This is a genomic window from Salinimicrobium flavum (genome assembly GCF_042684505.1).
Lineage (GTDB): Bacteria > Bacteroidota > Bacteroidia > Flavobacteriales > Flavobacteriaceae > Salinimicrobium > Salinimicrobium flavum.
Genome location: NZ_JBHULT010000010.1, coordinates 288,913 through 311,967, shown reverse-complemented (window position 1 = coordinate 311,967; position 23,055 = coordinate 288,913). Strand labels below are relative to the sequence as shown.

The 23,055-nt window shown below is 41.9% G+C and carries 24 protein-coding genes; 9 read left to right on the top strand and 15 right to left on the bottom strand.

What is annotated here, in order from left to right:
- Positions 1-108: 108 nt before the first annotated feature.
- Genes ACFSTG_RS12195 through ACFSTG_RS12185 form a run of 3 tightly spaced genes read right to left on the bottom strand, consistent with a single transcriptional unit; the run spans position 109 to position 4,043 of the window.
- Positions 109-873: a TIGR02757 family protein gene (locus ACFSTG_RS12195; RefSeq protein ID WP_380753171.1), complete on the bottom strand. Its 765-nt coding sequence runs from the start codon at positions 871-873 to the stop codon at positions 109-111.
- A gap of 44 nt (positions 874-917) precedes the next feature.
- The gene (locus tag ACFSTG_RS12190; RefSeq protein WP_380753168.1) at positions 918-1,577 is read right to left on the bottom strand and encodes an ABC transporter ATP-binding protein; all 660 of its coding nucleotides are present in this window, start codon (positions 1,575-1,577) and stop codon (positions 918-920) included.
- A gap of 24 nt (positions 1,578-1,601) precedes the next feature.
- On the bottom strand, positions 1,602-4,043 hold the full coding sequence (locus tag ACFSTG_RS12185; protein ID WP_380753165.1) for a DUF5916 domain-containing protein: 2,442 nt from the start codon (positions 4,041-4,043) through the stop codon (positions 1,602-1,604).
- Positions 4,044-4,172: 129 nt separating this feature from the next.
- On the opposite strand from ACFSTG_RS12185, the gene msrA reads away from it, so the two are divergent.
- Together msrA and ACFSTG_RS12175 are read left to right on the top strand one after the other, a co-directional pair.
- Positions 4,173-4,715, top strand: a complete 543-nt coding sequence (msrA, locus tag ACFSTG_RS12180; protein ID WP_380753162.1) for a peptide-methionine (S)-S-oxide reductase MsrA — start codon at positions 4,173-4,175, stop codon at positions 4,713-4,715.
- Between the two features lie 44 nt (positions 4,716-4,759).
- The gene (locus tag ACFSTG_RS12175) at positions 4,760-5,059 is read left to right on the top strand and encodes a hypothetical protein (protein ID WP_380753160.1); all 300 of its coding nucleotides are present in this window, start codon (positions 4,760-4,762) and stop codon (positions 5,057-5,059) included.
- Between the two features lie 76 nt (positions 5,060-5,135).
- Here ACFSTG_RS12175 and ACFSTG_RS12170 read toward each other — a convergent pair whose 3' ends face one another.
- From ACFSTG_RS12170 to ACFSTG_RS12140, 7 genes are all read right to left on the bottom strand, one after another.
- A complete protein-coding gene (locus ACFSTG_RS12170) occupies positions 5,136-7,394 on the bottom strand; it encodes a TonB-dependent receptor (RefSeq protein ID WP_380753157.1) in 2,259 nt (752 codons plus the stop codon).
- A 62-nt stretch (positions 7,395-7,456) separates the two neighbouring features.
- Positions 7,457-7,774 (bottom strand): hypothetical protein, encoded by a 318-nt coding sequence (locus ACFSTG_RS12165; RefSeq protein ID WP_380753153.1) that lies wholly within the window; start codon positions 7,772-7,774, stop codon positions 7,457-7,459.
- Positions 7,775-7,788: 14 nt separating this feature from the next.
- Positions 7,789-8,109 (bottom strand): DUF6787 family protein, encoded by a 321-nt coding sequence (locus tag ACFSTG_RS12160; RefSeq protein WP_380753150.1) that lies wholly within the window; start codon positions 8,107-8,109, stop codon positions 7,789-7,791.
- An 81-nt stretch (positions 8,110-8,190) separates the two neighbouring features.
- Entirely contained in the window at positions 8,191-8,616 is a 426-nt protein-coding gene (locus ACFSTG_RS12155; protein WP_380753147.1) for a DUF6146 family protein, read from the bottom strand.
- 169 nt (positions 8,617-8,785) lie between these two features.
- Positions 8,786-9,736, bottom strand: a complete 951-nt coding sequence (locus ACFSTG_RS12150; protein ID WP_380753144.1) for a D-2-hydroxyacid dehydrogenase — start codon at positions 9,734-9,736, stop codon at positions 8,786-8,788.
- A gap of 27 nt (positions 9,737-9,763) precedes the next feature.
- The gene (gene serC, locus ACFSTG_RS12145) at positions 9,764-10,828 is read right to left on the bottom strand and encodes a 3-phosphoserine/phosphohydroxythreonine transaminase (RefSeq protein WP_380753140.1); all 1,065 of its coding nucleotides are present in this window, start codon (positions 10,826-10,828) and stop codon (positions 9,764-9,766) included.
- Between the two features lie 98 nt (positions 10,829-10,926).
- Complete coding sequence (locus ACFSTG_RS12140; protein ID WP_380753137.1) at positions 10,927-12,003, bottom strand: acyl-CoA reductase; 1,077 nt, start codon at positions 12,001-12,003, stop codon at positions 10,927-10,929.
- A 64-nt stretch (positions 12,004-12,067) separates the two neighbouring features.
- On the opposite strand from ACFSTG_RS12140, the gene ACFSTG_RS12135 reads away from it, so the two are divergent.
- Positions 12,068-12,418, top strand: a complete 351-nt coding sequence (locus ACFSTG_RS12135; RefSeq protein WP_380753134.1) for a 4Fe-4S dicluster domain-containing protein — start codon at positions 12,068-12,070, stop codon at positions 12,416-12,418.
- Between the two features lie 77 nt (positions 12,419-12,495).
- Here ACFSTG_RS12135 and ACFSTG_RS12130 read toward each other — a convergent pair whose 3' ends face one another.
- Positions 12,496-12,924 carry an FKBP-type peptidyl-prolyl cis-trans isomerase gene (locus tag ACFSTG_RS12130; protein WP_380753131.1) on the bottom strand — a complete coding sequence of 143 codons (429 nt, stop codon included), beginning with the start codon at positions 12,922-12,924 and terminating at the stop codon, positions 12,496-12,498.
- A 313-nt stretch (positions 12,925-13,237) separates the two neighbouring features.
- Here ACFSTG_RS12130 and ACFSTG_RS12125 point away from each other — a divergent pair, with 313 nt between their 5' ends.
- From ACFSTG_RS12125 to ACFSTG_RS12115, 3 genes are read left to right on the top strand one after another with little or no spacing between them, the layout of a single operon-like run.
- Positions 13,238-13,687 carry a 3D domain-containing protein gene (locus ACFSTG_RS12125; RefSeq protein WP_380753128.1) on the top strand — a complete coding sequence of 150 codons (450 nt, stop codon included), beginning with the start codon at positions 13,238-13,240 and terminating at the stop codon, positions 13,685-13,687.
- Positions 13,688-13,720: 33 nt separating this feature from the next.
- Complete coding sequence (locus tag ACFSTG_RS12120; protein WP_380753125.1) at positions 13,721-14,488, top strand: phosphatase PAP2 family protein; 768 nt, start codon at positions 13,721-13,723, stop codon at positions 14,486-14,488.
- A gap of 44 nt (positions 14,489-14,532) precedes the next feature.
- Positions 14,533-15,165, top strand: a complete 633-nt coding sequence (locus ACFSTG_RS12115; protein ID WP_380753122.1) for a CPBP family intramembrane glutamic endopeptidase — start codon at positions 14,533-14,535, stop codon at positions 15,163-15,165.
- Between the two features lie 9 nt (positions 15,166-15,174).
- Here the strand turns inward: ACFSTG_RS12115 and ACFSTG_RS12110 are convergent, their stop codons facing one another.
- Complete coding sequence (locus tag ACFSTG_RS12110; RefSeq protein ID WP_380753119.1) at positions 15,175-15,303, bottom strand: hypothetical protein; 129 nt, start codon at positions 15,301-15,303, stop codon at positions 15,175-15,177.
- 136 nt (positions 15,304-15,439) lie between these two features.
- Between ACFSTG_RS12110 and ACFSTG_RS12105 the strand changes: the two genes are divergently transcribed.
- Positions 15,440-16,276, top strand: a complete 837-nt coding sequence (locus ACFSTG_RS12105; RefSeq protein ID WP_380753116.1) for an SMP-30/gluconolactonase/LRE family protein — start codon at positions 15,440-15,442, stop codon at positions 16,274-16,276.
- On the opposite strand, the gene ACFSTG_RS12100 is transcribed toward ACFSTG_RS12105, so the two are convergent.
- On the bottom strand, positions 16,273-16,923 hold the full coding sequence (locus tag ACFSTG_RS12100) for a hypothetical protein (RefSeq protein ID WP_380753113.1): 651 nt from the start codon (positions 16,921-16,923) through the stop codon (positions 16,273-16,275). The two genes, ACFSTG_RS12105 and ACFSTG_RS12100, sit on opposite strands and share 4 nt — an antisense overlap.
- 78 nt (positions 16,924-17,001) lie before the next feature.
- Between ACFSTG_RS12100 and ACFSTG_RS12095 the strand changes: the two genes are divergently transcribed.
- Positions 17,002-18,348, top strand: a complete 1,347-nt coding sequence (locus ACFSTG_RS12095) for an aspartate kinase (protein WP_380753110.1) — start codon at positions 17,002-17,004, stop codon at positions 18,346-18,348.
- A gap of 71 nt (positions 18,349-18,419) precedes the next feature.
- On the opposite strand, the gene ACFSTG_RS12090 is transcribed toward ACFSTG_RS12095, so the two are convergent.
- The gene (locus ACFSTG_RS12090) at positions 18,420-19,673 is read right to left on the bottom strand and encodes a glycosyltransferase family 4 protein (protein WP_380753107.1); all 1,254 of its coding nucleotides are present in this window, start codon (positions 19,671-19,673) and stop codon (positions 18,420-18,422) included.
- Between the two features lie 76 nt (positions 19,674-19,749).
- Here ACFSTG_RS12090 and ACFSTG_RS12085 point away from each other — a divergent pair, with 76 nt between their 5' ends.
- Positions 19,750-20,259 carry a GreA/GreB family elongation factor gene (locus ACFSTG_RS12085; protein WP_380753104.1) on the top strand — a complete coding sequence of 170 codons (510 nt, stop codon included), beginning with the start codon at positions 19,750-19,752 and terminating at the stop codon, positions 20,257-20,259.
- A gap of 9 nt (positions 20,260-20,268) precedes the next feature.
- Here the strand turns inward: ACFSTG_RS12085 and ACFSTG_RS12080 are convergent, their stop codons facing one another.
- Positions 20,269-23,040: a peptidoglycan-binding protein gene (locus ACFSTG_RS12080; protein WP_380753102.1), complete on the bottom strand. Its 2,772-nt coding sequence runs from the start codon at positions 23,038-23,040 to the stop codon at positions 20,269-20,271.
- Positions 23,041-23,055 lie beyond the last annotated feature (15 nt).

The following is a 23,055-nucleotide window of genomic DNA, read 5'->3' as shown; positions in this document are numbered from 1 at the left end:
TAAATTACCTCTTTATAACTGTTAAAGATATCAAAATTGCGTAATAAATTTATGGTATTACTGAATATTTAAACCTGGGACGTTTAAGTTATACCGGTAGAGGAGGGATCAATATTTCTCGAAGACCCCTAATCCAAACAGGGCAAAATCGTATTTGACAGGATCTGAGGGATCGAGTTTGCGGAGTGCTGTATCCAGTTCTTGTAATGCTTTTGCATCATTTTGTTTTCGCTTCAGGAGACCAAGCTTCCTGGCCACATTGCCCGAATGTACATCCAAAGGACAGGAGAGTATGCCGGGTGAAATGCCTTTCCATATCCCAAAATCGACATTTCCGGCATCTTGCCTAACCATCCAGCGAAGGTACATATTGATCCTTTTTGCTGCTGAATTTTTTAGCGGGTCGCTAACATGTTTTTGCGTTCTTAACTCGTGAGGCAACTCAAAAAATATTTTCTTAAACGCATGGATAGCAGGCTGTAAGGTGTCTTCATCTGAATGAGTAGTGAAGATCCCTTCCAGGCCACCATGGTGAGTGTAAATATTTCTTAGGGAAGTAACAAAATATCGCAGATCTCTCCCATTGAAAGTGCGGTGCACGAAGTCTGAAAGTTTCTCCATATCATCTTGAGAATGGTTCATCACAAAATCGTGGGGTGAATGCTCCAGGAGCTCCATAAGGGTACTGGCATTCTTTAAAATACTTTTTCGGTTTCCCCAGGAGATGGTTGCCGTCAAAAATCCGGAAATTTCCCTGTCTTCTTTCAGGGTAAATTGATGTGGGATCTGTACGGGATCTGTCTCAATAAATTCCGGGGTATTGTATTGTTCTACCTTGAAATCCAGAAATTCTTTTAATTGCGCTCTCTTCAAAAAAGTGATTTTTAACTTATTCCTCGAGTAGTGAAAAATGGATCTTAAATGATCTTTCCGTCAACCATGGTCAGTTTTTTATCTGCCATGTCTGCCAGTTCTTCGTTGTGGGTGACGATCACAAAGGTCTGACCAAACTCTGCCCTTAGCTCAAAGAATAGTTTATGAAGATTTTCTGCCGACTCACTGTCCAGGTTCCCTGAAGGTTCATCTGCAAAGATCACCCCTGGATTATTAATGAGTGATCGTGCCACGGCCACCCTTTGCTGCTCCCCCCCACTCATTTCAGAAGGTTTGTGATCTGCACGTTGTGAAAGGCCTAAAAAACCCAGCAATTCCTTTGCTCTTTTTTCAGCCTGTCCCCTGGGGGTATTCTTTATAAATGCCGGGATACAGATATTCTCTAAAGCGGTAAATTCCGGCAACAGCTGGTGAAACTGGAAAATGAAACCAATATTCTCATTTCTGAACCTGGAGAGCTCTTTGGAAGAAAGGGAGTAAATATCTATCCCATTCACAAAGAGTTTACTGTTTTTGAGTTTATCGGGTCTCTCCAGAGTTCCCATGATTTGAAGTAATGTTGTTTTTCCGGCACCCGATGCACCTACAATTGAGATGATCTTGCTTTTTGGGATGTGCAGGTTTACTCCTTTAAGAACATGTAAACCATTATAGGTTTTATGAATATTTACGGCTTCGATCATAGTTTTTGGTCTGCTCCTGCAATATTAACCTTTAATGACATTTTTTATGGTATTATAATCCAAATAATACACCACCCGCAGGGAAAGATTGTGCCTTGCCGGTTGGCTGAATAAATCCTCAAGGCTTTCAAAGTAAACCAGCTCATTGCGATTATCGAGGTTAAAGATAGAATTTCTGTACAAAAGGATCATTTCACTTCCCGGTGCAAAACGCCATTGATAGCTCAAATCCAGGTTCCAGATGTTGAAGTGTGCATCTGGATCATTCTCTTCGGTCACCACATAATCAACCGGTTCCAGTTTTCCGTTATCGACAAGCCGTGTGAAAGAGGTCTCGGCAAACCCGGCAGAAGACCAGAAATTTCTAAAGCTGAGACTTACTCCAGATCGGGTAGAGAAGTTATAGGAGCCCTGCAGTGAATTTTCTACACTTTCCATATCCCTGTTCCCGAAAATGACCTCTTGGGGAAGTAAGCTCACAAAACTTTCCCGGTTGTTTTCCTTCGTATATCTGAAAGAATAAACGATCAGGAATTTATTGCTTACCCTTACCCGCGGACTGAACCTGAAGTTATATTTTTTATGTGGAGTACCCAGATAGGATTCGTATCCCAGGCGGGAATCCAGTGCTAAACGATTTCGGTAATCTGAAGAGATCCATATCTCCCCCTGGGCATTTTCAGGGTACTGAATAAATGTATCTGCCCGTCTGGGTTCAAAAAAGTCCTTAAAAGGAGTACTGTAATTGGCAGAACCTCCAAAAGCAAACCTTTCTCGTGTCATTCCGAAGAAACTTGTTCCAAAGTTGGTGGTAACCTCAATATCTGGTTTATAACGTCGCTGGTGATCTCCGTATATACTTATGTTATACCGGTTGAAAATTCCCCTGGGTTCGAATATCCTGTAGGAGGTTTCCCAAAGAAAATTATTATAATTGTTGATGAAGTTCAATCCCAGGTCATTGATATCGTAGGTCTCATTGGCAAAATCATGAGTCACTCCATACCTGAATTTTCCCTTTGATCTTGCTATTCCAACTGTTGATGCAAAACCGGTAAGGTTTTGGGTTGGATGGTTAACGTTGCTCATTTTAGCTTCTCCCGTAAAATTGAAGGAACTGGTCCTGTTATAGACATCAAAAAGAAAAGCCGATACATTCCCGTCCCTGAAATGACCTTCACGGGTTACATTTGTGTTGATAAGGGAAACAGAAGATTTTTGATCGAACTGCTGGTCAAGAACGAAGATGTTGTAGTTGGTAAAAGGTTCCGTTACCTGTTCACGCACTTCTCCCGTCCTGGTATTGAGGTAGCGTGCCCGCTGGGTCTTTGTAATGGCATTGAAAAAACCTATTCCAAGGCCACCATCGGTCCTTCCGGAGATCTTGAGAGCATTCAGAAGATCGGTCTCTTCAGGATTTTCAATCACTTCTTCGTCTTCCAGCTTATTTTTCTGAACGTCGTGAAAACCTGTGGGGGTATCGCCTATCCTTCGGGAGTAAAAAAGATCTCCTTTTGTGAACAGCTCGGTTCCTTCCGTAAAGAAAGCGCGGTTCTCACCAAAGGTTTGCTCAAAGGGGCCAAGGTTAAGCTCCACCTCATCATAAGCCGTTTGACCAAAATCGGGTATTAAGGTCAGGTCAAGGGTAAAAGCATCATTGATGCCATATTTCAGGTCCATCCCTGCACTAAAGGAACTTTCATTATTTCCGTCGTAATGATCTACTTCCCCCGAGACATAGGGATAAAAACTGAGACGTACAGGTGCATCAATATTCCTTATTCCATACAGCAATCCGTTGTAATGAGTAGTTTTCCCGACAGATTTATTGATGTAATTCCAAACATAGGTTTCATTAAGGAAATTGATATTGCGTCCAAACTGGATACTCCACAACTGCTCCGCCTTATCGGGAAACCGTAGGGCAGAGTAGGGGATCCTCATTTCAGCGTACCAGCCATTCTCATCAATAGACACTTTCCCGTTCCAAACCACATTATAACCATAATCTTCATCTTCCCCCTTCATTTTGGCGTCTGCAAGAGTACCGGCGGCAGTAAGCAGAAAACGTGTTTGGTTCTCCCCGTCGTTGTAGGTATTGATATCAACCAGGAAATAATCTGCAATGGGAATATTGTCACGTTGCGCAAATTCACGTCTGATTTTCTGCGGGTCATTGTCATACATAAAGGCTGCCACATAAATGGCCTCATCAGTATAAGCCAATTTTACTTCGGTACGATGGGTGGATCTGGATGGATCTCCGTCCCCGGGTTCTACCATAACAAAGTCTGTAGCCACGGGGATTTCTTTCCAGAGTTCTTCAAAAGGAATACCATCGATAACAGGAGCCTGTGAAAGGCGTGTGGTAGTATAGGATTTCTTTTGGGCAACTTCGGAATTTTGTGAGAACAGGTGAGCCTGTGTAAAAATAACCAGTAGTAAAAGGAGAACTCTAAGAAGCATTCCAAGGCTGATTTTATTGCGAAAGAATCTGCCTGCAATGTTACATAACTATTGCTAAACCTGAAAATACTTTCGTCTGTAAAATGGGATTAAGGGCATATTTTTATACTTTTAAATAAAGTAATTGCTATGGAAAATGAACAGAAGGAAACGGCAACTCTTGCCGGAGGTTGTTTTTGGTGCACAGAAGCAGTGTTTCAAAGGGTAGAAGGAGTAGAGAAAGTGATCTCAGGCTTTACCGGCGGCACTATTAAGAATCCGCCTTATCGGGAGGTCATTACCGGAAGGACCGGCCATGCTGAAGCTGTACAAATTAAATTTGACCCCAAAAAGACCTCTTTTGAAGAATTATTGTACATTTTTTTTGCCACCCATGACCCTACAACTCTCAACCGGCAACAGAACGATGTGGGGACACAATATCGCAGTGCCGTGTTCTATCATTCAAAAGAACAACAAGAAACAGCTCAAAAGGTGATTAAGAAACTGGAGGAAGGAAGGTTATTTTCCGGTCCTATAATTACAGAAATAACCGAAGCAGGGCCTTTTTATGAAGCTGAGCAGGATCATCATGATTACTACAATCAAAATCCAAATCAGCCCTACTGCCGGGTGATCATAGATCCCAAAGTGAGGAAGTTACAGGAGAAATTTGCCCATAAGCTGAAATAAAATATGGCATTTTTATTGTATTAAAGAAGGAAAACCGAAAAAGAATGAAGATCAAACCTAATAAATTGCTCGTAAAAAGTCTGGTATATGATGCTATTGGTATGGCTAGTACAGCCGTTCCTTTGGTTGGACCTTTGCTTGACCTTGCCTGGGCCCCATATGCCGCGAAAAAAATGTCTGAAATGTATCCCGGTAAAAAAGGTAAACTGGCATCTGTGATCGTATTCATTGAAGAGATCCTTCCCTTTACTGATATTATTCCCACTTTTACCCTCATGTGGTTTTACACCTTTGTATGGAAGAAACAGGAGGATGGTCAGATCATCGAAGTAGAGGCATTGTAGTTTATCAGAAATTGACAAAAAGTCAAAAGGCTGTCCCTGGTTTGGGACAGCCTTTATTATTTGAGGATCTTATTTACTAAAGGTATACTCTCGCCTTAAGTGAAATATTTCTACCCATATTAGGGATCCCATCGGGTTTTAAACGGGAAAGATGGGAGATATAGGTTTTGTTGAGGAGGTTATTTCCGCTCAACTGCAGCTCTAAAGTAGTTGTATTAAATTTCATTGCCCCTCCAAACCCTGCATTTAAAAGAGAATATCCGCTGGTTTCAGTTTCAAAAGAACCGGACTTGTTTTGATCGAAAACGGTCTTCAGGCTAAGTAGGGCAAAGGAATCTTTGATCCAGTCCTGCTCCTCAAACTCAACCCTGAAAGTATTAAGTACAGAATGGGCGGGAATAAGCGGGAGATATTCCCCTCCTGCCTGTTTTCCTATAACCATTTCATAGCTGCTCTCAAGATGGAGCCAGTCTAACGGGTGGGGGTGAATATGCAGGCCGGCTTCCCCCCCGTATAATCTCGCTTTATGCTGAACATATTCAAAAACTGGATTCTCATCGATCCTTTCTTCCGTGGGATCCAGGAAGATGTAATTATCTATACTATTGTAAAAAGCATTGGTGAATATCTCAAAATGTTCATTCCGGAATTCTAAGGCAAGATCCAGCTGATAATTCTGTTCGTTCTCAAGATCTGGATTTCCAATTTCAAATCGGTTGGTTCCGTGGTGGCTTCCGTAGGAGGTAAGCTCGGCCAGGTTTGGAGCCCTGAAGCCGGTGGCGACGTTCAACCTTCCGGTAAACTCTGAAGTGAAATCTACCTTTACGCCTAAAGCCCCGTTATAACTGTTAAAACTTCTGTTGAGGGACGATATGAATTCTTCAGAGCCTGCTTCACCCATTGCCTGACCATTAATATTTCGGTGATCATATCTCAGACCTCCCTGAAAATCAATTTTTTCAAGATGGTAATGTGTGGTGGCCAGAATTCCGATATCTTTTGTGGTAGCATCGGGAATCAGGAATTCTTCTCCCAGGTTCTCGTTGGTTTGGTACATTCCCTGTATGCCCAAAATGGTTTCAAATTTCCCTTTCTGCGGAAAATGGTAATTAAGATCATAGTTGAACGTAGAAAGATGCATCTTCAATGCAGGTTCACCTTCCTCATGGCCGGCATGTTCCTCCTCTGTTTCTCCTTCATGGTCTTCTTCATGTTCCTCCTCATACTCCTTACGGTTATTGAACAGGTATCCCAATTTTACATCAAGACTGGAATCATCAAAATAAAACGAATTGTCAAGGCTCAGGATATGGTTCTGCACAGATTGGTAGGGTGCCATCATATCTTTGGAAGAGGTCTGGTCACCAATCTCTTCGGGTATTCCTGTATGACTGCTGTTAAGGTTGTAGCGCAGGTCACCTTTGTAATCATCGTTCCTGTAGCCTAAACCGGCCTTTAAGTCTAATTCGTCGAACCGGGTATTAGTTACTTTTTCCCCTTCTCCCGTTTCATAGTCGCTGTGGGTCGCGTAATTACCGCGGAGTAAAAATTTCAATTTTTCACCCGATGTTTTGAATCCGGCATTAGCCTCCACACCCAGGGTGTTGCTAAAATAGACTGCTCCCGCATCAACAGCAGTACTGTCTGAAGGTGCATATCTCTCGGGATTAAGATACAGCACACCGCCCAGGGCATCACTTCCGTATAAAAGGGAGGCAGGACCTTTGATCACTTCGACACTCTCAGTACCTGAGCTACTTATACCAAGGCTGTGTTCATCTCCAAACTGTTGGTTTTCCAGGCGAACCCCTTGTGTGTAGACCAAAACCCTGTTGGAACTAAGACCCCTAATCACAGGTTTGCCAATTCCTGCTCCTGTGGTGACTGTTTCAACTCCCGCGATCTTGGTGATCCCTTCGGAAAGATTCACCGCACCGGTACGGTTTAATTCTGCTACGGTGGCGCGTTCCACCTTCATTACGTTTTCGCTTTGCAGCTTATGGAAGGGGGTGGAAATGATCACTTCTTCCATTTCTATCGCAGTAGGGGAAAGAAGGATCGCCAGGTCCTCATCGAGCGGAATTATTATTCTGATAGTTCTTGTGCCGTAGCCAAGGGAGGAAATAATTAGATTGAATCTTCCTTCTGCCACGTCAGAAAGGGTAAATTCTCCCTCAAAATTTGTTATTGTTCCCCTTTCGGGCTTTTGAAGAAAAACTGAAGCGCCAACTACAGGTTCACCCGTTTTCTCGTCATGGACTGTGCCGGTTATGGAATGCTGGCTATAGGTATAGGAGGTTGCCATAAAAAGTAACCCTAGAATAAGGTTTTTCATATTAATTTTTTTGAATGCTTATTTTTGAAGCAGAATGCTTCCTTTTAAAATTACCGGAGAGATCAGGCCAGGACAGGAGGCCCACGAAGGGTATACGGAAGTTTTTTACAACTACCCGGGAAGACATAGATCGCCTCGCTTTTTTCAGCCCTTACTTCAGGAATTAACAGGGAATAGGTAAATAATTCGGAATAGGGAAGAGGGGTCTTCTGGAAATGGAACAGGTCACAGTCTACATTTTCCTGGTGAAAATGTGATTCGGCATAGTGATTACATATCGTGTGCTTGTGGCCAGAAAATACGTGTGCAAGATCAAGTGCCGATGGAAACATCAACAGCCCTATAAATAGAATTAATCCAGTTTTATAGATAGCTTTCATGCAATTGAACAGTGTTATTTAAGGATCTTTGCAAAACCCATTTTGGAGAACATATTCTTTTCAAAATTCCAAAAGAACTTAAACTGCCCAAACAGCCATCCATAGGTGATAAGTAGAACCTGGTAAATAGGGAAAATGAGCAGGAATCTTAAAAAATAATATCCAAGACCACCCCACAGAAATTCTGTAGAAAAACTTGCTCTAGTCAAACCTACCAGTTCCAGAACAGGTTTAGCCGCATAAACAGCAGAAGATCCGGTGATTCCAAAAACCAGGATAATAAGGAGAATTTGCCCATTGGAAGAAATACCCCAGCGTCTTTTCAATTTTTCCATGGGGCAAAGATAAAAAACAAATAAGACAATTTGGTAGAATTAACTTTCAGAAGAAAATCTCTTAAAAGAAAACCCTGAAATTTATAACCGGGTGGGTACCGAAAACCGTTGATTGTATTTTCTCGACAGGTATACAAAGTAATTATATAGTTTATAATTTACCTCGTATCCATAATCAATATTAGGGTCATAATTGATCTCCAGCTCATATATGTTGGGGTCATACCTGTTTGGCATACGCACCCGTTGGTTATAATCGTTTACCAGGAACCTGTTCTTGTTTTCCAGGTAGGACTGGGAGTAGTAGCCTTCGGGATGAGCAACCGCATTAAGGAAATAGGAAAAGCCCGGGTCTATTATGAGGATCTCATATTCCAGGGTGTCATTAGCGATCCTGACGGTATCCCCCTGGTTCATTTGATCTGAACCATTCATGTTTCTTTCCTTTGTGGAAGAACAACTATAGATGAATATTCCAAGCATCAGGATTAAAAATAGATTTTTCATGATATATCTTTTAAGTAAGAAGCTTTCAAAAATGGTATTGCTGTAAGCATACTTTTCTGCAATCTTCAGATCATAATTTACGAAAATTTCAGACCGATCATACTGAACCCCCACATCAAAAAAAATGCTTCCGGTCTGGGAAGCATTTTTATAGTTTTAATGATCCTGGTTATTTCAGAATACCAATAATTTGCTCTGCCAGTTCAATTCCTATCCTGTCCTGGGCTTCCTTGGTAGCCGCTCCAATATGCGGACTCAGAGATATGCGGTGGTTCATAAGAACTTTAATCGCAGGGGTTGGTTCATGAGAAAAGGTATCCAGACCTGCGAAAGAAACCTTTCCGGTCTCCAATGCTTCTATAAGTGCAACTTCATCGATCACTCCGCCACGCGATGCATTGATGATCCCCACCCCATCTTTCATATTCTTCAATTCTTCCCGACCTATCACCGGCGCATTTTGTGCCGGAACATGCAGGGTAATAAAATCTGAATGTTGAATCAAATCTTCAACTGGCTCTGTCCTGATAGGGATCTTTATCTCCTGGTGGTTATAAAATTCAAGGGTGATCTCTGCTTCCCCTTCAGTGCGGTCACTGGCAATTACTTTCATGCCAATTCCCAAAGCTATTTTGGCCACTTCTCGTCCAATTTTTCCAAAACCTATAATTCCCAGGGTTTTCCCTCTTAATTCCCGACCGGCCGAATAACTTTTCTTAAGCTCCTTGAACCTGGAATCCCCTTCTAGGGGCATTTCCCGGTTAGCGGCATACAGGTAGCGTACTCCTCCAAAAAGGTGGGCGAAAACCAGCTCGGCCACAGAACTTGATGATGCTGCCGGCGTATTGATCACGTGAAGACCTTTACTGCGGGCATAATCAACATCAATATTGTCCATTCCTACACCTCCGCGACCTATTATCTTTAGTTCAGGACAGGCATCAATGATATCCTTTCTCACTTTGGTCGCACTGCGAACTAACAGAACGGTTATATTATTTTCCTTGAGGTATCCTTTAAGTTGTTCCTGGGCCACCTTGGTGGTTATTACTTCAAATCCGGCTTCTTCAAGAGCAGTGATCCCGCTTTGAGAAATACCGTCATTCGCTAAAACTTTCATGTAGTTATTTTGTGTGGTTAATTCTTTCTAAGCTTTTCTTTCCAATTCGCTCATTACATCTACCAACACCTGTACACTTTCCAGAGGGAGCGCGTTATACATTGAGGCACGATAACCGCCTACACTTCTGTGACCGTTAAGACCGTTAATTCCGGCTTCTTTCCAAAGTTCATCAAAGGTTTCCTTAAGATCATCGTTCACCAGGGTAAAGGTTGCATTCATGACAGAACGATCCTCCTTATTGGCATAACCTTCAAATAGGGGATTAATGTCAATTTCAGAATAAAGAAGGTTAGCTTTTTTCTCATTCTTTTCTTCGATGGCCTTTATACCGCCGTTGTTTTTTAGCCATCTCATGGTCAATAAAGAAACATACACGGCATAAACTGCAGGAGTATTATACATACTGGCTTTATTGATATGAATCCTGTAATCCATCATGGAAGGTATAGAGCGCTCAACATATCCTAAAATGTCTTCTTTGATCACGACAAGGGTGGTTCCTGCAGGTCCCATATTTTTCTGGGCACCGGCATAAATAAGATCGAATTGTGAAAAATCCAGTTCACGTGAAAAAATATCACTGCTCATATCGCAGATCACCGGCTTAGGTGTTCGGGGAAATTCCTTCATCTGTGTACCATAAATGGTATTGTTACTGGTGCAATGAAAATAATCAACGTCAGAGGGGATAAAATAGCCTTTCGGTATATATTTAAAATCCTTATCTGCTGATGAAGCTACCTCGGTAACATCTCCAAAAAACTTTGCTTCCTTAATAGCCTTTGTGCTCCAGGCACCTGTATTGAGATAAGCCGCTTTGTCTTTCAAAAGATTATAGGCTATCATGAGAAACTGCATGCTTGCACCACCTTGCAGGAAGAGAGCTTTATATCCCTTGCCTTCTAAACCAAGAAGTTCGAGGGAGAGGTTGCGTGCCTCTTCCATCACATCAACAAAATCTTTGCTGCGGTGCGATATTTCTAAAATTGATAGACCTGAGTCGTTAAAATCTAATATTGCCTGTGATGCTTCACGGAAAACTTCCTGCGGAAGGATACAAGGTCCTGCACTGTAATTATGTTTCTTCATACTGAATTTTTTAACAGTTACAAATATGAGAAAACAATGGCAGATTACTTGTTATTAAAATGATAATTTAGGAGAGAATCATCCTGAAATCGCAGTTTCTACACCTCTTCTGTCAAAAAGGACAGGGTATCAATATTATCTGCGTAATCCCACAGTTCAGGATGCTGGGTTTTTCCGAAGGGAACTTCTTTCTCAAACAGATCCTTACTAACTATACATTGAATGGAATTTTCTTTTTTCCGAAGTTCCTTTTTTAGTTCAGAAAGGTCTGAAAATGTTTCGTAGAACAAGGTAGCGATGGGAGAGCTGAAGCTTTTGTCCTCCTTCAGGATTAAAAAACCATTTTCCAGCAGCTTATACAGGCTCATGAGGTAAACGGCCTTATTATAGTCGTAGTTGTTGGCGTATTTGGCCTGGTTAATAATAGGGTTCCAGGGGTATATAGCTTTAAAGAAGGCATCAAAATCATAACCTTCGGGAACATAAAGTTTGGAAACATTTCTGCAACCCAGTCCGTAATACCTGAAGATGTCTTCGCCCAGGGCTGTGAGTTCCTCTTTGGTTTCTTTTCCCGTGAGGATAGCTACGGAATTTCTGTTTTTTCTAATGATGGAAGGCTTTCCGGCGAAATAATATTCAAAATACCGGGCAGTGTTATTACTTCCGGTAGCAATAACGGCATCATAATTTTCCATTTTGGAGGCTCCTTCTGAAGTATCCAAAAATTCTATATTCTCCTTCCATTCCGGAGCAACAGCAATGAGATAATCGGCAATGACAGGAAGCAATAACATGTCATTTGATGATTGCTTTACAAGAACTTTATGCCCACTGACAAGTACCGAAATGAAATCGTGAAACCCCACCAGCGGAATGTTACCCGCCATAATGATCCCCACTGTTTTGCGTTCAACTTTCTTAAAATCATAACGGGAAAGCCATTTTTCAAGATTTGAGGGAGTAAGAGCCTTGCTCCATTGTTCCAGAGAGAACAAAACATTTTCTCGCGTGAACCAGCCATTATGGTGAACAGCAGCGTCTATCTTTTCCTGAAGTCTATCGAAATATGAGTCATTCTGAGCAATCCCGACCTTTTTTTCAATTCCCGATACAGAAAACTGGCCAAGGAAATTTCCAAGGATGATTAACTTTTCTTTTCGCTGTTCAATTGTCATTTCCTTATTTGTTTAAGAACCTAATTGGCTTTAAATTTGTGCAAATTTAGAATAAAATTAAGCTATGGCAATTATTATAACAGACGAATGCATTAACTGTGGAGCCTGTGAGCCCGAATGCCCTAACACGGCTATCTATGAAGGGGCAGACGACTGGCGCTATGCAGACGGTACAGACCTGAACGGGGATATTATTCTTCCAAACGGAAAAAAAGCCAATGCAGGTGAGGCACAGGAACCATTAAGTGATGAAATATATTATATCGTTCCAGATAAGTGTACAGAATGCATGGGCTTTCATGATGAACCGCAGTGTGCTGCTGTTTGTCCTGTTGACTGTTGCGTTCCAGATCCTGCCAACAAGGAAACTGAAGCAGAACTCCTGGCAAAACAGTCCTTTATGCACAACGATTAAAAACCATCATGGTTTTATGCAAAAAACCTGCAGGAGATCCCTGCAGGTTTTTTTATTTTATCAAGAAAGAAAACTTCTTACTTGATCTCTACTACTTCAAGATCGAAAATAAGGTCTTTTCCTGCCAGGGGATGGTTCCCGTCAACAACAATAGTCTCTTCTTTCACTTCTGTAACCACAAGATTCATTTCACGACCGTCTGGGCTCTTGGATACAAGTCCCATTCCCGGTTCTGGTTTGATCTCTTCGGGAAGCTGATTTTTTTCCACTTCCTGGATCAATTCCTCTCTTGGAGCTCCATAAGCCTCTTCAGAAGGAATTTCGATTGTTTTCTTTTCATTCACCTTCATATCCAGCAAGCCTTTTTCAAATCCGGGGATAAGCTGTCCCTGTCCCAGGGTGAACTCGATAGGCTCTCTTTCAAGAGAACTGTCGAAGACCTGACCGTCTGCTAATTTACCGGTGTAATGTACTCTTACTGTGTCATTTTGTTTAATCTGACTCATAATAATTCTTTTAATCAATTAAAAAATAGATGTGAAATGGAAATAGAACAGAAAATAAAAAGGAAAGACCTTAACAGCGCTGAGAAATATATACCTCACATTTCGGTTTGCAAAGATACCATTATATTTACGGATTCCAAAGAATGAGGTAATCAACTTAAAATGAACGGTTTGTAAGGTCACAAAAAAATTAGTTCTTTCGTTGTAACAATTGCCGTTAAAAAAAGTTTTCTTTTCCTAAAGGCCCTTCTTAAAAGAGGGTTAAGAAAGGGATGATAGTATTTTAATTCAATAAATTTTTAGTAAGTTGGTAATGATGATTTCAGAAAAAGTCCTGGTAAAGATCATGTTGTTCCCCTTAATTTTTATGGGGGGATTATGGAGTTGTGAAGAGGCCGATAAGGATAATGAGGTGGAGGAATGTTTTGAACAATCTATTTTGGTTACCGCCTCTGCCTACAATTCATTAGCTGTACAGGGAGAAGGAGATCCATCAATCACGGCATGGGGCGACACGCTTACACCGGGGGTGAGATCTATTGCCGTTTCCCGCGATCTGCTTGAAAAAGGACTTTCATACCAGACTCCCGTAAGGATCGAGGGCCTGGAAGGGATCTATATTGTTAATGACAAAATGCACCCCAGGTGGAAGAACAAGATCGATATCTATATGGGAATCGACAGGGAAAAGGCGTTGAAGTGGGGTAGAAAGAAAGTAGTGATCACTTTTCCTGCAGACAATGAGCAGGATGGTGCTGATTAAAAACTAACCAACTAACTAACTAACTAATATATCATGACAAACCGAGTGAAAGAGGCGGTCAGCGATACGATTGAATTCTTAAAGAAACACGGCTCAAGAGACCATCCAGATTATGCCTATTATATTCTTATCCTGGTATCTTTCGTAATATTTGTAATAGGAACAAACCTGTTTGTAGAATTTTCTGCTGATGTTTCAGGAAAGGCCTTAAATAAATTCGATGACCGGATAACAGAATTTATAACCTCTTTCAGAACCCCTGAATTGAATAACTTCTTTCAGTTCGTAACAGATCTTGGTGATGTGTATGCTTATTTGATAGCTACCACGATCGCAGCGGCATTTTTCTTCTTTAAATTGCGGAATAAAAGATTCATTTTTCAACTTCTGGCAGTCATCATAATTTCAGGGCTTGCCAACATCGCATTGAAAAGGGCCTTTGACAGAGCCCGCCCTGATCTTGAACATCTAGTGGTAGTCAAGACCCTTAGTTACCCCAGCGGTCATGCCATGAGTGCTATGGCCTTTTACGGCTTTTTGATCTACCTCGTGTTCCACATAAAAATGCACAAATTATTACGTTTGTTTTTGGTGACCTTATTTTCTGCCCTAATATTTTTTATTGGAATTAGCAGGATATACCTGGGAGTTCATTTTCCATCAGATGTTGTAGGGGGCTTTATAGCTGGCTTGATCTGGGTAGCCTTTTGTATTATTCTGTTCAATATCATCGCTCTGTTAAGAGAGCGCAAGAGAAGATTTAACGGATCCTTGGACGTAGAGGAAAATCTGGAAGTTTAACAGGGTTTTTGTACATAATGAAAACAGGCTTTAATACACCTTCGATGAACCTGAGATCCATCTATAATTCCTCTGCTTTCCTGGTAGGGGAATTCATTGTTTTCTTTGTTTTTATACCATTTGTAGTGAACAAATACATGGATGGCTGGTTAAAGATCATTCCACTTATGTTGATCGCAGGGACTTTTCTCCTGCTGTTATTAAGTGATCCCGGCTTCGACCGGAAGGTGTTGTTCCGGTTCAGGAAATCTTATGCGAAGAAAAGTGTGGTAAGGATCGTTATAATCTCGATCCTGCTGGTGGGTTTTACCTGGTGGATCTTTCCTGATTTGTTTTTTGAATATCCTATGAAACATTTTGGTAGTTATGTTGTGACCTTCTTTTTGTATCCTATAGCTTCGGTCTTCCCACAGGAGATCATTTACCGTGTCTATTATTTTCACCGGTATGAATCCCTCATTCCCGAAAAGCCTCTGTTAATGTTGAGTAATGCCATTATATTTGGCCTTACACACTTTATTTACGGGAACTGGGTGGCACCCATAGCTACATTCCTGGTAAGCTGGATATTTATTTATAATTATTACCAAACTAAAAGTTTGCTCAATGTGAGCCTGGAACATTACCTCTACGGGATCATTATGTTCACCATAGGGTTTGGATACTTTTTTCAATAGAGAAGAAGATCAGATCCCCAGGTTGGATAGAAGCCACCATAAAATTATAAAAACGATGATGATGCCGAAGCATCCACATCCTCCGCCTAATTTCTTGGCACCCCACCCGGCCAGGAGGGCTCTGATAATCTTTCTCATAGCAATTTTTTACTGGAATAAAAATAACAGGAAGTACAGGAGTGGCGATAGAGTTTGTGAAAAGTTTAATTGGAACCCTAAAACATTTCTAAAAATTAAATTTTGATACCTTTAAATTAAAGAAAGAAACAAACTAATGAAAAAATCAATCTATGTACTCCTGATCTTTTGTATAACACAACAGGCTTTTTCTCAGGAAGCCGGAAAGGAGCCCGTCTTTAAGATCAAAGGTTTCAGTCATCCGGAATCTGTGGTGTGGGATGATAAGAATCAAGTCATCTATGTATCCAATATCGGGGATAAGGTGGCCGGCGACGGATTCATCTCCAAACTTTCTTCGGAAGGAAAAGTTCTGGATTTGAAATGGATCACCGGATTAAATGATCCCAAAGGTTTACTGGTCCAAAACGACAAGCTGTATGTTACAGATAATACTGCCCTGGTGGAAATTGATCTTTCCGAAGCCAAAATAATTAAGCGCACCGCTGTAGAAGGTGCTGATTTCCTGAACGATATTACCGCAGATGAAGAAGGAAATCTCTGGATCTCAGATACCGGAAACAGCAGTATTTACCTTAAAGCTCCCAATGAGGGGATCACCTGTTGGCTTAGTAGCCCTGATCTTGAACAACCCAACGGATTGCTGACAGCAGGAAATACAATACTCGTAGCCGCCTGGGGTAAGGAGGAGCCAGGTAATATTTTAGAGGTTGACAGATCTTCCAAAACAATAAAAAAGATCTCCAAAAAAGGAATAGGAAATCTTGATGGCCTCCAAAAGATAGATGATGAAAGTTTCTACCTGTCTGACTGGGCAACCGGAAAGATCCATAAGATCAACAAAAATGGGGCACAGGTGGAGATTTTGACCTCTGCAAAAAGCGCAGGAGACATTTTGTTTCTTGAAGACCGGAATATTTTGATATTACCAATGAACCACCAAAACGAGGTCTGGTGGTACTCACTGGATTAACCTTTACTCTTGATCTCGTTCATGAGCAGGAAAGCCTGGTTTACATAATCCTGTTCCAGGAAAACCGTAAAGTAGTTGGAAGTAGAGATCACCTCATATACGGGGATCCCGTCATAGGCCAACAACTTGAAAATATAAAAATAAAGACCTACTGTTTGAGTATTCTTTTCGGGTAGGGCAATGGTAATAGATGAAAGCTCGTCAGAAACATTCACGAGCTTTTCATCCTTAAAGATCTCCCTAATAGTTGGCTGCAGGCTTGTTGAGACCAGGAAAATGCTTTCCTGGAAATTACTTGAATAATTGAGGTAAACTCCACTCTGATCTTTTATCGAGTCCAGTAACTCTGCTTTTTTTGCCACAGTATTCCTGGAATTAACGTAGGTGAACTCTGTGATTCCTGAACGGACAATAATATCCCCCAATTTACTAAAATTCTTACTCGTGAATTTATTTCTTTTAGGATGATAACGGCGAAGGGCCATTATAATGGAACCCTGTTTTACCGGTTTTCGCATCTCCTTTTCCACTTGTGGTTGCAAGTCGGCAGCCAGCGAACTAAAATTTATGATGTTTCTCGCTAAAGCGTCATCCAGGAAAGGCTGGTGTTTTATAATAGCATGTACACAGGTACTTATCGTCTTCATTGTTAATTATTACACATTTTGTGCAAAGGTATGAAAAAGACATCATTTTTTTTATCTGCTGTTAAACAATGAGTAATTATGCACTTTGAAGTAGAAAACATGAAGGTTTTAAAATTCGGAGGTACGTCTGTAGGAACTGCGGAAAGTATCAGAAAGGTCAAATCTATAATCAGCTCGCAGCGAGGGAGGAAGATCGTGGTGGTCTCTGCAATGTCAGGGGTGACCAATCTACTGGTTAAGTTGACCGAAATATCGGTTCTTCAAAAAGATGAAATTAACGGCTTTTTGAAGGAAATAAAACAGAAGCACCTGGACTTGATCCTGGAACTTTTTGCTTCTGAGACGGAACAAAGAGCGGTAAGCCGGCAATTTGAAATATTATTCTACCAATTGCAGGAAACTGTGGAAGATGAAACGAGACCAGACAGGGAGGCCTCTGTAGTGACCTTTGGGGAGACCTTTCTGAGCTTCATCTTTTCGAATTTTCTGGAGTCGCAGAACTTGCAGAACACGCTGCTGGATGCCAAAGACTTCATGCATATCGCCAATGTGGAAAATCCTGATATTGATACCGTACAACAATTGCTTTTTAAGACCCTGCACAGGGAGATCACTTCAGAAGTTTACATCACCCAGGGTTTTGTGCGGATTGACCGAAACAAGAATGTGAGTACCCTGAATCGTGGAGGTAGTGATTATACCGCGACGATAATAGGAGCTGCCGTTAATGCCTCTGAGGTGCAAATATGGACAGATATTGACGGTTTTCATAATAATGATCCCAGGTATGTTGAGGACACCACCGCTCTTCTAAACCTTTCCTTTGAAGAAGCAGCCGAGCTTGCCTATTTTGGCGCGAAGATCCTTCACCCTCAAACGGTCTCACCTGTAAAAGAAAGAAACATTCCCATTTATCTAAAGAATACATTTACTCCCAACGCCCCGGGAACCAAGATCTCTTCAGAAATAATAAGTTCAGGATTAAAAGCTATCTCGGCGAAAGACGGGATCACTGCCATCAAGATCAAATCCAACAGGATGCTGATGGCTCATGGTTTTCTAAAAAAGATCTTTGAAGTCTTTGACAAACATGAAACGGCGATCGATATGATCACCACTTCAGAAATCGCCATCTCCCTTACCATTGATGACAACCGAAACCTGGAAAAAATACTTTATGAACTGGATGATTATGGGGAAGTCACCGTAGACAGGGACCACAGTATAATCTGTATTGTTGGGGAAGGAGTGATCAATGACAGGGAAACCTTCAGGCTTTTTGAGCTCCTTAATGATATTCCTGTAAGAATGATATCCTATGGCGGAAGTAGCAACAATATTTCACTCCTGGTGGATACCCATAATAAGATAGAGGCGCTGCGGTCATTGCACCACAAGCTCTTTGAAGAAAAACTTGTAACGTAAGTTTGGTAATTACGATTATTGCGTTGTTAGTTTATTTGTTTGGATTGAATCGCCCGGGATCCCGGGCGATTCTATTTTTTAGAAGTCGATCTTTCCAGTTCATTCTTGATCTCAATGTATTTTGAAAGGTATTTGGTGCTGTTCAATTGATGCTGCTTTAACATGGCGCCCGTAAAATTATATTCCCGGTGCTTCTTGAGGCCGTGAAGCAGATCCAGGATCCTGTTTCTCAATACAGCAGAAAAGCCTTTTTTTGAGTATAATTTTTCCAATAACTCAAACCCGTTTTTAACGGCGCCTTCCCAGGTCTTTTGATCGTTGTAAAGTTGAACTGCGGCCAAAGCAAAAGCTTCCTCATCATCTGCCACCACACCATTCCAGGGAAGTTCTGCTTTCATTCCTTCGGCGCCCACATTTGTAGTAGCCGTTGGGGTCCCGGTCTTCATCGCGTCGATGAACTTGCCTTTTTGTCCTGCCCCAAACCTTAACGGCGCCAGCAGCACCCTGGCTTTTTTTATGGCCTCATGAGCATTAAGGGCTCTTCCTTCAATTAAGAAGCCTTCCTTTTCATTATGTAGCTGAAGATCTTTTTGGTTAACATACGCACCGTAGATATGTATCCTGGCTTGTGGTAGTTCTTTTCTAATAAGTGGCCAGATGTTTTGTTTCAGGTGCAGCACGGCATCTTGGTTAGGGGCATGCAGGAAATTACCAATACTCACGAAATCCTGCCGTTCATTAAACAAAGGCAATGTCGATCTTTCATCTTGGGAGGGCATCTCCTCCATAAAAGGCAGATACATTAATAATTCTTCCGGAACCTGAAATTTCTCCTGCAGAAGGTTCATTTCAACTTTAGAAATGATCAAACTAAGGTCACAGCGAAAGATCGCAGCGATCTCTCTTTTAGCCAGATCAGACTGCAGCAGGGAAGGAGTAAGGTCCATTCCCTTTTTGAAAGCCTCCTGTCTTGCCTTTCGGAAAAAGTGAAGATCTTCGGTGTCTAAAATGCTGAGAGCATCAGGACAGCTTTCAGAGACACGCCAGCCAAACTGTTCTTCCATCATGTACCTGTCATAAAGCACTACCCCTGGCTGAAGTTTAGTGACAAAACGGTCAAAACTTTCATTATTCAGTTCTATTTTTTCTTTTCTGATACCCAGACCTTCAAGGTCTGCCGTGTACCCGGTTTCCGAAGCAGTAGTTGCAAAGGTAATTTCATAACCTTCAGAAAGGAAAAATTCGAGTAACTGCATCATCCTCCTGCCCGCTGCCGAAGAATTCGGCTCAGGCCAAACGTAACCAATGACCAAAAGTTTATTCATGTCTCAAAAATAAAGGAATTCCCGGTTCTTTTTGATTTGTGACCGGTATTTCAGATATTTAAGAAAAAGATGGACCATGAGCCGAGGATTTGTAAAAGAAGAAGACCAGGAGGAAGCTCCTTTTATTCCGCCGAGGGCAGCACTGCCTGTGGGAGTCATCAATTATGTCACCCCAAACGGTCGTGAGGAATTGCTGAAGGAACGTGAGGCTCTCGAAAATGAGCGGCGAACATTAGATATTAACAGCGATAAGGAAAGAAGGCATACCCTGGCAGTCATCGACGGGAAACTTAACCTTCTCAATGAACGCATCGCCTCTTCTAGGATCTTAAAACCGGAAGATCAGCCCCGGGATGAAGTGCGGTTTGGAGCTACGGTGAAATTCAGGTTTCTTTCAGGTCCACAAAAAGGGCAGGAACAAAGCTTCAGCATAGTAGGAGTAGACGAGGCAAATGTAAAACTTAAAAAAATTGCCTTTCTGGCCCCACTTGCTGGCGCCCTTACCGGAAAAAAGGTTGGAGAAATAGCAGAGGTGAAGATGGGAGGTGCAATTCAAAAACTCGAGATCCTGGAAATTAATTATTGAATAGCGGTTTTACTCCTCCAATTTTTTAATTCTTGCCTCCATAGCTCCCAATGTCTTTGGGCCAAAGATACCGTCCAGACGAATATGGCTGTCTCTTTGGAAACTCCTAACCGCCTCCAGGGTTTTTTCTCCATAGATCCCGTCAACAGGACCTACAGGATAATCCAGTTTCCGAAGGACCTGCTGGATCTTTGCAATGTTTTCATCTGTATCACTAAAAGCATAGATCCCTCTGCTTCCAAGGAGTATTCCGGTTGCTTTTTCCCGGGTTACCGAATTTTGGGATTGAGTTTCCCTTGCAGTAGCTTCACTTTCAGACTCCTCATGTGTAGCTGCGGAAGTTTCATTTGACGTTAAGGTGAACTCCAGGGTATCTACAATATCTCCGTATTCATCGATCTCAATTTCAAAAGAGATATCCTTGGGGGTTACGCTGTAATTCAGTTTTTCCAGTTGTTCGGGATCAATTTGGGCAGTGTATTTTCCGGGAGCAAGACCAAGATAGGTAAAGTACCCATCTCCTTCCGTAAGGAATTCCGCAATATTCCCACCATTTTCGTCCAGGATCTTTACAGTGATACGGCCAAGTCCACGAGTCCCTTTTTCATCTTGTAGGTACACCATTCCTGAAACCTCACCCATTACCTGTACCGGAACATGGATCTCCTGAAAATGGTTGGGTAGGGTGTGCACGGCGATCTTGGAGTTCGGGATCTTCCAGGCAATGTTGTCAAGACTTGTGGGATCAATTTCCAGAAGAATATCGATGTATGGCTGTAATTCGGTGATCCATAATACCGTTCTATCCTTGTTGTAACTTACCCTGCCGCTGCGGTTTCTCAGCTCCAAACCGGGAACACCGGGTTCCATGGGATCTTGGATCCCGTTCTGATTATAATCGAGAAACGGAATAATGGTAAGGGCCGCACGTGACATGGAAGAACGGTTACTGGTCATGATCACTCCTGTATTGTCATCCAGTAAAACACTTCCCCTGGCAGATTCTACGAAAGAAGAATTGCGGTTCCCAAACCGGGAAGTAAATGCCGTTTGGGAGAAATCAAAAGTATACCGGAATCCTACCTCAAAAATGTGATCATCGCGCAAAAAATTATTTTCATAAGCCAGGTTCAGGAATCCCTGGTCAAATACCGGGCGTTCCAGTTCCAATACAAGGTTGTTGAACCTGTTCCGGCTAAAGTCGTACTGCACCTGAGGTGAGAATAAGAACCTGTTAGGCAACCTGTAGGTTTGGGAAAGCGCGCTGTAAATGGTGGGTTCTTTCACCCTGTCATTATAGATACCGTAGGTGGTGAGGTTGGTACTTATCCCCATTACCGCGCCCGATAGTAATAATTGTGCTGTGGTAAATTCGGTCGTCGGCATTATGATCTGGTTGAGACTTAACCTCCCGAACATAGAAAAATATTGGGTTCTTATTGGAGTAGAAAGGCTGATCTTTCGCTCTTCCAGGTAATTGTAATTAATGGCTGTCTGATCTTCGTGGTATTTGACGTAATTGATATCCAGCTGCAGACTTCCGGGCGACCGGTAACTTAGTAAAGCATCCCCTTTAACCCCGTACATATATTCCCCTGAAAAAAGCAAATTGGAAGCAAGTCTTACAGAAGAATTAATAAAAGGCATGACTTCCCCGCTGCTCACTTCAGAAAGATATTCCACACCCCCTCCAACAGTAACTGAATTGCTTAGCCCGTAGTTCATATTGAATCTGGAAAACCTGTTCCAGTCTTCATTTTCAACCACTCCGGCGCTCAGGGTATATTCCAGTTCATTTTTGGGAACAAAGTTGTAAGGAATGTTTATTAGTCTTTCCTCGACCCGTTCTTCCCCGTAAGGGCCGTAAAACCTGAGATTCACATTGGTGTTCCCGTACATGAGCGGGACTTCAAAAGTGTAAAATCCTGAAGCATCTGCCTGGGTAAAATCCACCAGCACATTGTTCACATATAATTCCACCGTCCAGCGCGGATCTGTATAGTCACTCAGCGTATAGGTTCCAAAGGAGCGGCGGGTTTGCATGGGGCTATTGCTAACCTGAACCCCGGTAACCGGAGCAAAGAGGGAAGAGGTCGCCCGGGTGAAGATCCTTCCCGCGGTAACCTGTTTAAATAACCTGCTCTCGTTACTGATATGCCTCCATTGGTAGAACTGGTTGCGGGAGTGAAATGGCACCCGTGTGGAATAATTCAGCATCAAATTGGTTTCCCCACCCAGGAACATGGTTCCCAGTCCTAACATTAATCTATTATCATCTTCCACCTGGTTCTGCTGGGTGGCTACTACACCCCAATCCAGCATGCCGGGTTTAAAGAAGGGATAGGAGCGGGGCATGGTGGTATCTGAAACCATAACACCTTTAATTCGGTTCAGGTTTTCCCGCATCTCATTCCGCTTTAATTCCTTAATGAACGGTAATTCTTTCTTAGTTTCAAGGCTGAGGGAGAGATTTCTGAAAGAAAACTCTGTGTTTATACCAAATATTTTTCCAAAATAATCTGATCTCAGATAATTTCCATAAGAAGATTCAATATAATCTAATTCAGAAAGTTTATAAGTTTTATTCCTGTAATTAATCTCTCTTACCTGATAATTTATATGATAGGTAGAATCGGGATGGATAATAAAACCAATTATTCCGGTATTGATTTCCACATTTTTAAGTTGGAGAATATCGAAAAGTTCCTGTACCGGGAGAAATGCATCATTACCTCTAATAGCAACAGGAATTTCTACCAGTCCTTTAATAGGAATATTCATTTCAACATTTAATTC

Coding starts and splice junctions, on each gene's coding strand:
- ACFSTG_RS12190 (WP_380753168.1), bottom strand. CDS start 1,577: ATGATCGAAGCCGTAAATATTCATAAAACCTATAATGGTTTACATGTT.
- ACFSTG_RS12185 (WP_380753165.1), bottom strand. CDS start 4,043: ATGCTTCTTAGAGTTCTCCTTTTACTACTGGTTATTTTTACACAGGCT.
- msrA (WP_380753162.1), top strand. CDS start 4,173: ATGGAAAATGAACAGAAGGAAACGGCAACTCTTGCCGGAGGTTGTTTT.
- ACFSTG_RS12175 (WP_380753160.1), top strand. CDS start 4,760: ATGAAGATCAAACCTAATAAATTGCTCGTAAAAAGTCTGGTATATGAT.
- ACFSTG_RS12170 (WP_380753157.1), bottom strand. CDS start 7,394: ATGAAAAACCTTATTCTAGGGTTACTTTTTATGGCAACCTCCTATACC.
- ACFSTG_RS12165 (WP_380753153.1), bottom strand. CDS start 7,774: ATGAAAGCTATCTATAAAACTGGATTAATTCTATTTATAGGGCTGTTG.
- ACFSTG_RS12160 (WP_380753150.1), bottom strand. CDS start 8,109: ATGGAAAAATTGAAAAGACGCTGGGGTATTTCTTCCAATGGGCAAATT.
- ACFSTG_RS12155 (WP_380753147.1), bottom strand. CDS start 8,616: ATGAAAAATCTATTTTTAATCCTGATGCTTGGAATATTCATCTATAGT.
- ACFSTG_RS12150 (WP_380753144.1), bottom strand. CDS start 9,736: ATGAAAGTTTTAGCGAATGACGGTATTTCTCAAAGCGGGATCACTGCT.
- serC (WP_380753140.1), bottom strand. CDS start 10,828: ATGAAGAAACATAATTACAGTGCAGGACCTTGTATCCTTCCGCAGGAA.
- ACFSTG_RS12140 (WP_380753137.1), bottom strand. CDS start 12,003: ATGACAATTGAACAGCGAAAAGAAAAGTTAATCATCCTTGGAAATTTC.
- ACFSTG_RS12135 (WP_380753134.1), top strand. CDS start 12,068: ATGGCAATTATTATAACAGACGAATGCATTAACTGTGGAGCCTGTGAG.
- ACFSTG_RS12130 (WP_380753131.1), bottom strand. CDS start 12,924: ATGAGTCAGATTAAACAAAATGACACAGTAAGAGTACATTACACCGGT.
- ACFSTG_RS12125 (WP_380753128.1), top strand. CDS start 13,238: ATGATGATTTCAGAAAAAGTCCTGGTAAAGATCATGTTGTTCCCCTTA.
- ACFSTG_RS12120 (WP_380753125.1), top strand. CDS start 13,721: ATGACAAACCGAGTGAAAGAGGCGGTCAGCGATACGATTGAATTCTTA.
- ACFSTG_RS12115 (WP_380753122.1), top strand. CDS start 14,533: ATGAACCTGAGATCCATCTATAATTCCTCTGCTTTCCTGGTAGGGGAA.
- ACFSTG_RS12110 (WP_380753119.1), bottom strand. CDS start 15,303: ATGAGAAAGATTATCAGAGCCCTCCTGGCCGGGTGGGGTGCCAAGAAA.
- ACFSTG_RS12105 (WP_380753116.1), top strand. CDS start 15,440: ATGAAAAAATCAATCTATGTACTCCTGATCTTTTGTATAACACAACAG.
- ACFSTG_RS12100 (WP_380753113.1), bottom strand. CDS start 16,923: ATGAAGACGATAAGTACCTGTGTACATGCTATTATAAAACACCAGCCT.
- ACFSTG_RS12095 (WP_380753110.1), top strand. CDS start 17,002: ATGCACTTTGAAGTAGAAAACATGAAGGTTTTAAAATTCGGAGGTACG.
- ACFSTG_RS12090 (WP_380753107.1), bottom strand. CDS start 19,673: ATGAATAAACTTTTGGTCATTGGTTACGTTTGGCCTGAGCCGAATTCT.
- ACFSTG_RS12085 (WP_380753104.1), top strand. CDS start 19,750: ATGAGCCGAGGATTTGTAAAAGAAGAAGACCAGGAGGAAGCTCCTTTT.
- ACFSTG_RS12080 (WP_380753102.1), bottom strand. CDS start 23,040: ATGAATATTCCTATTAAAGGACTGGTAGAAATTCCTGTTGCTATTAGA.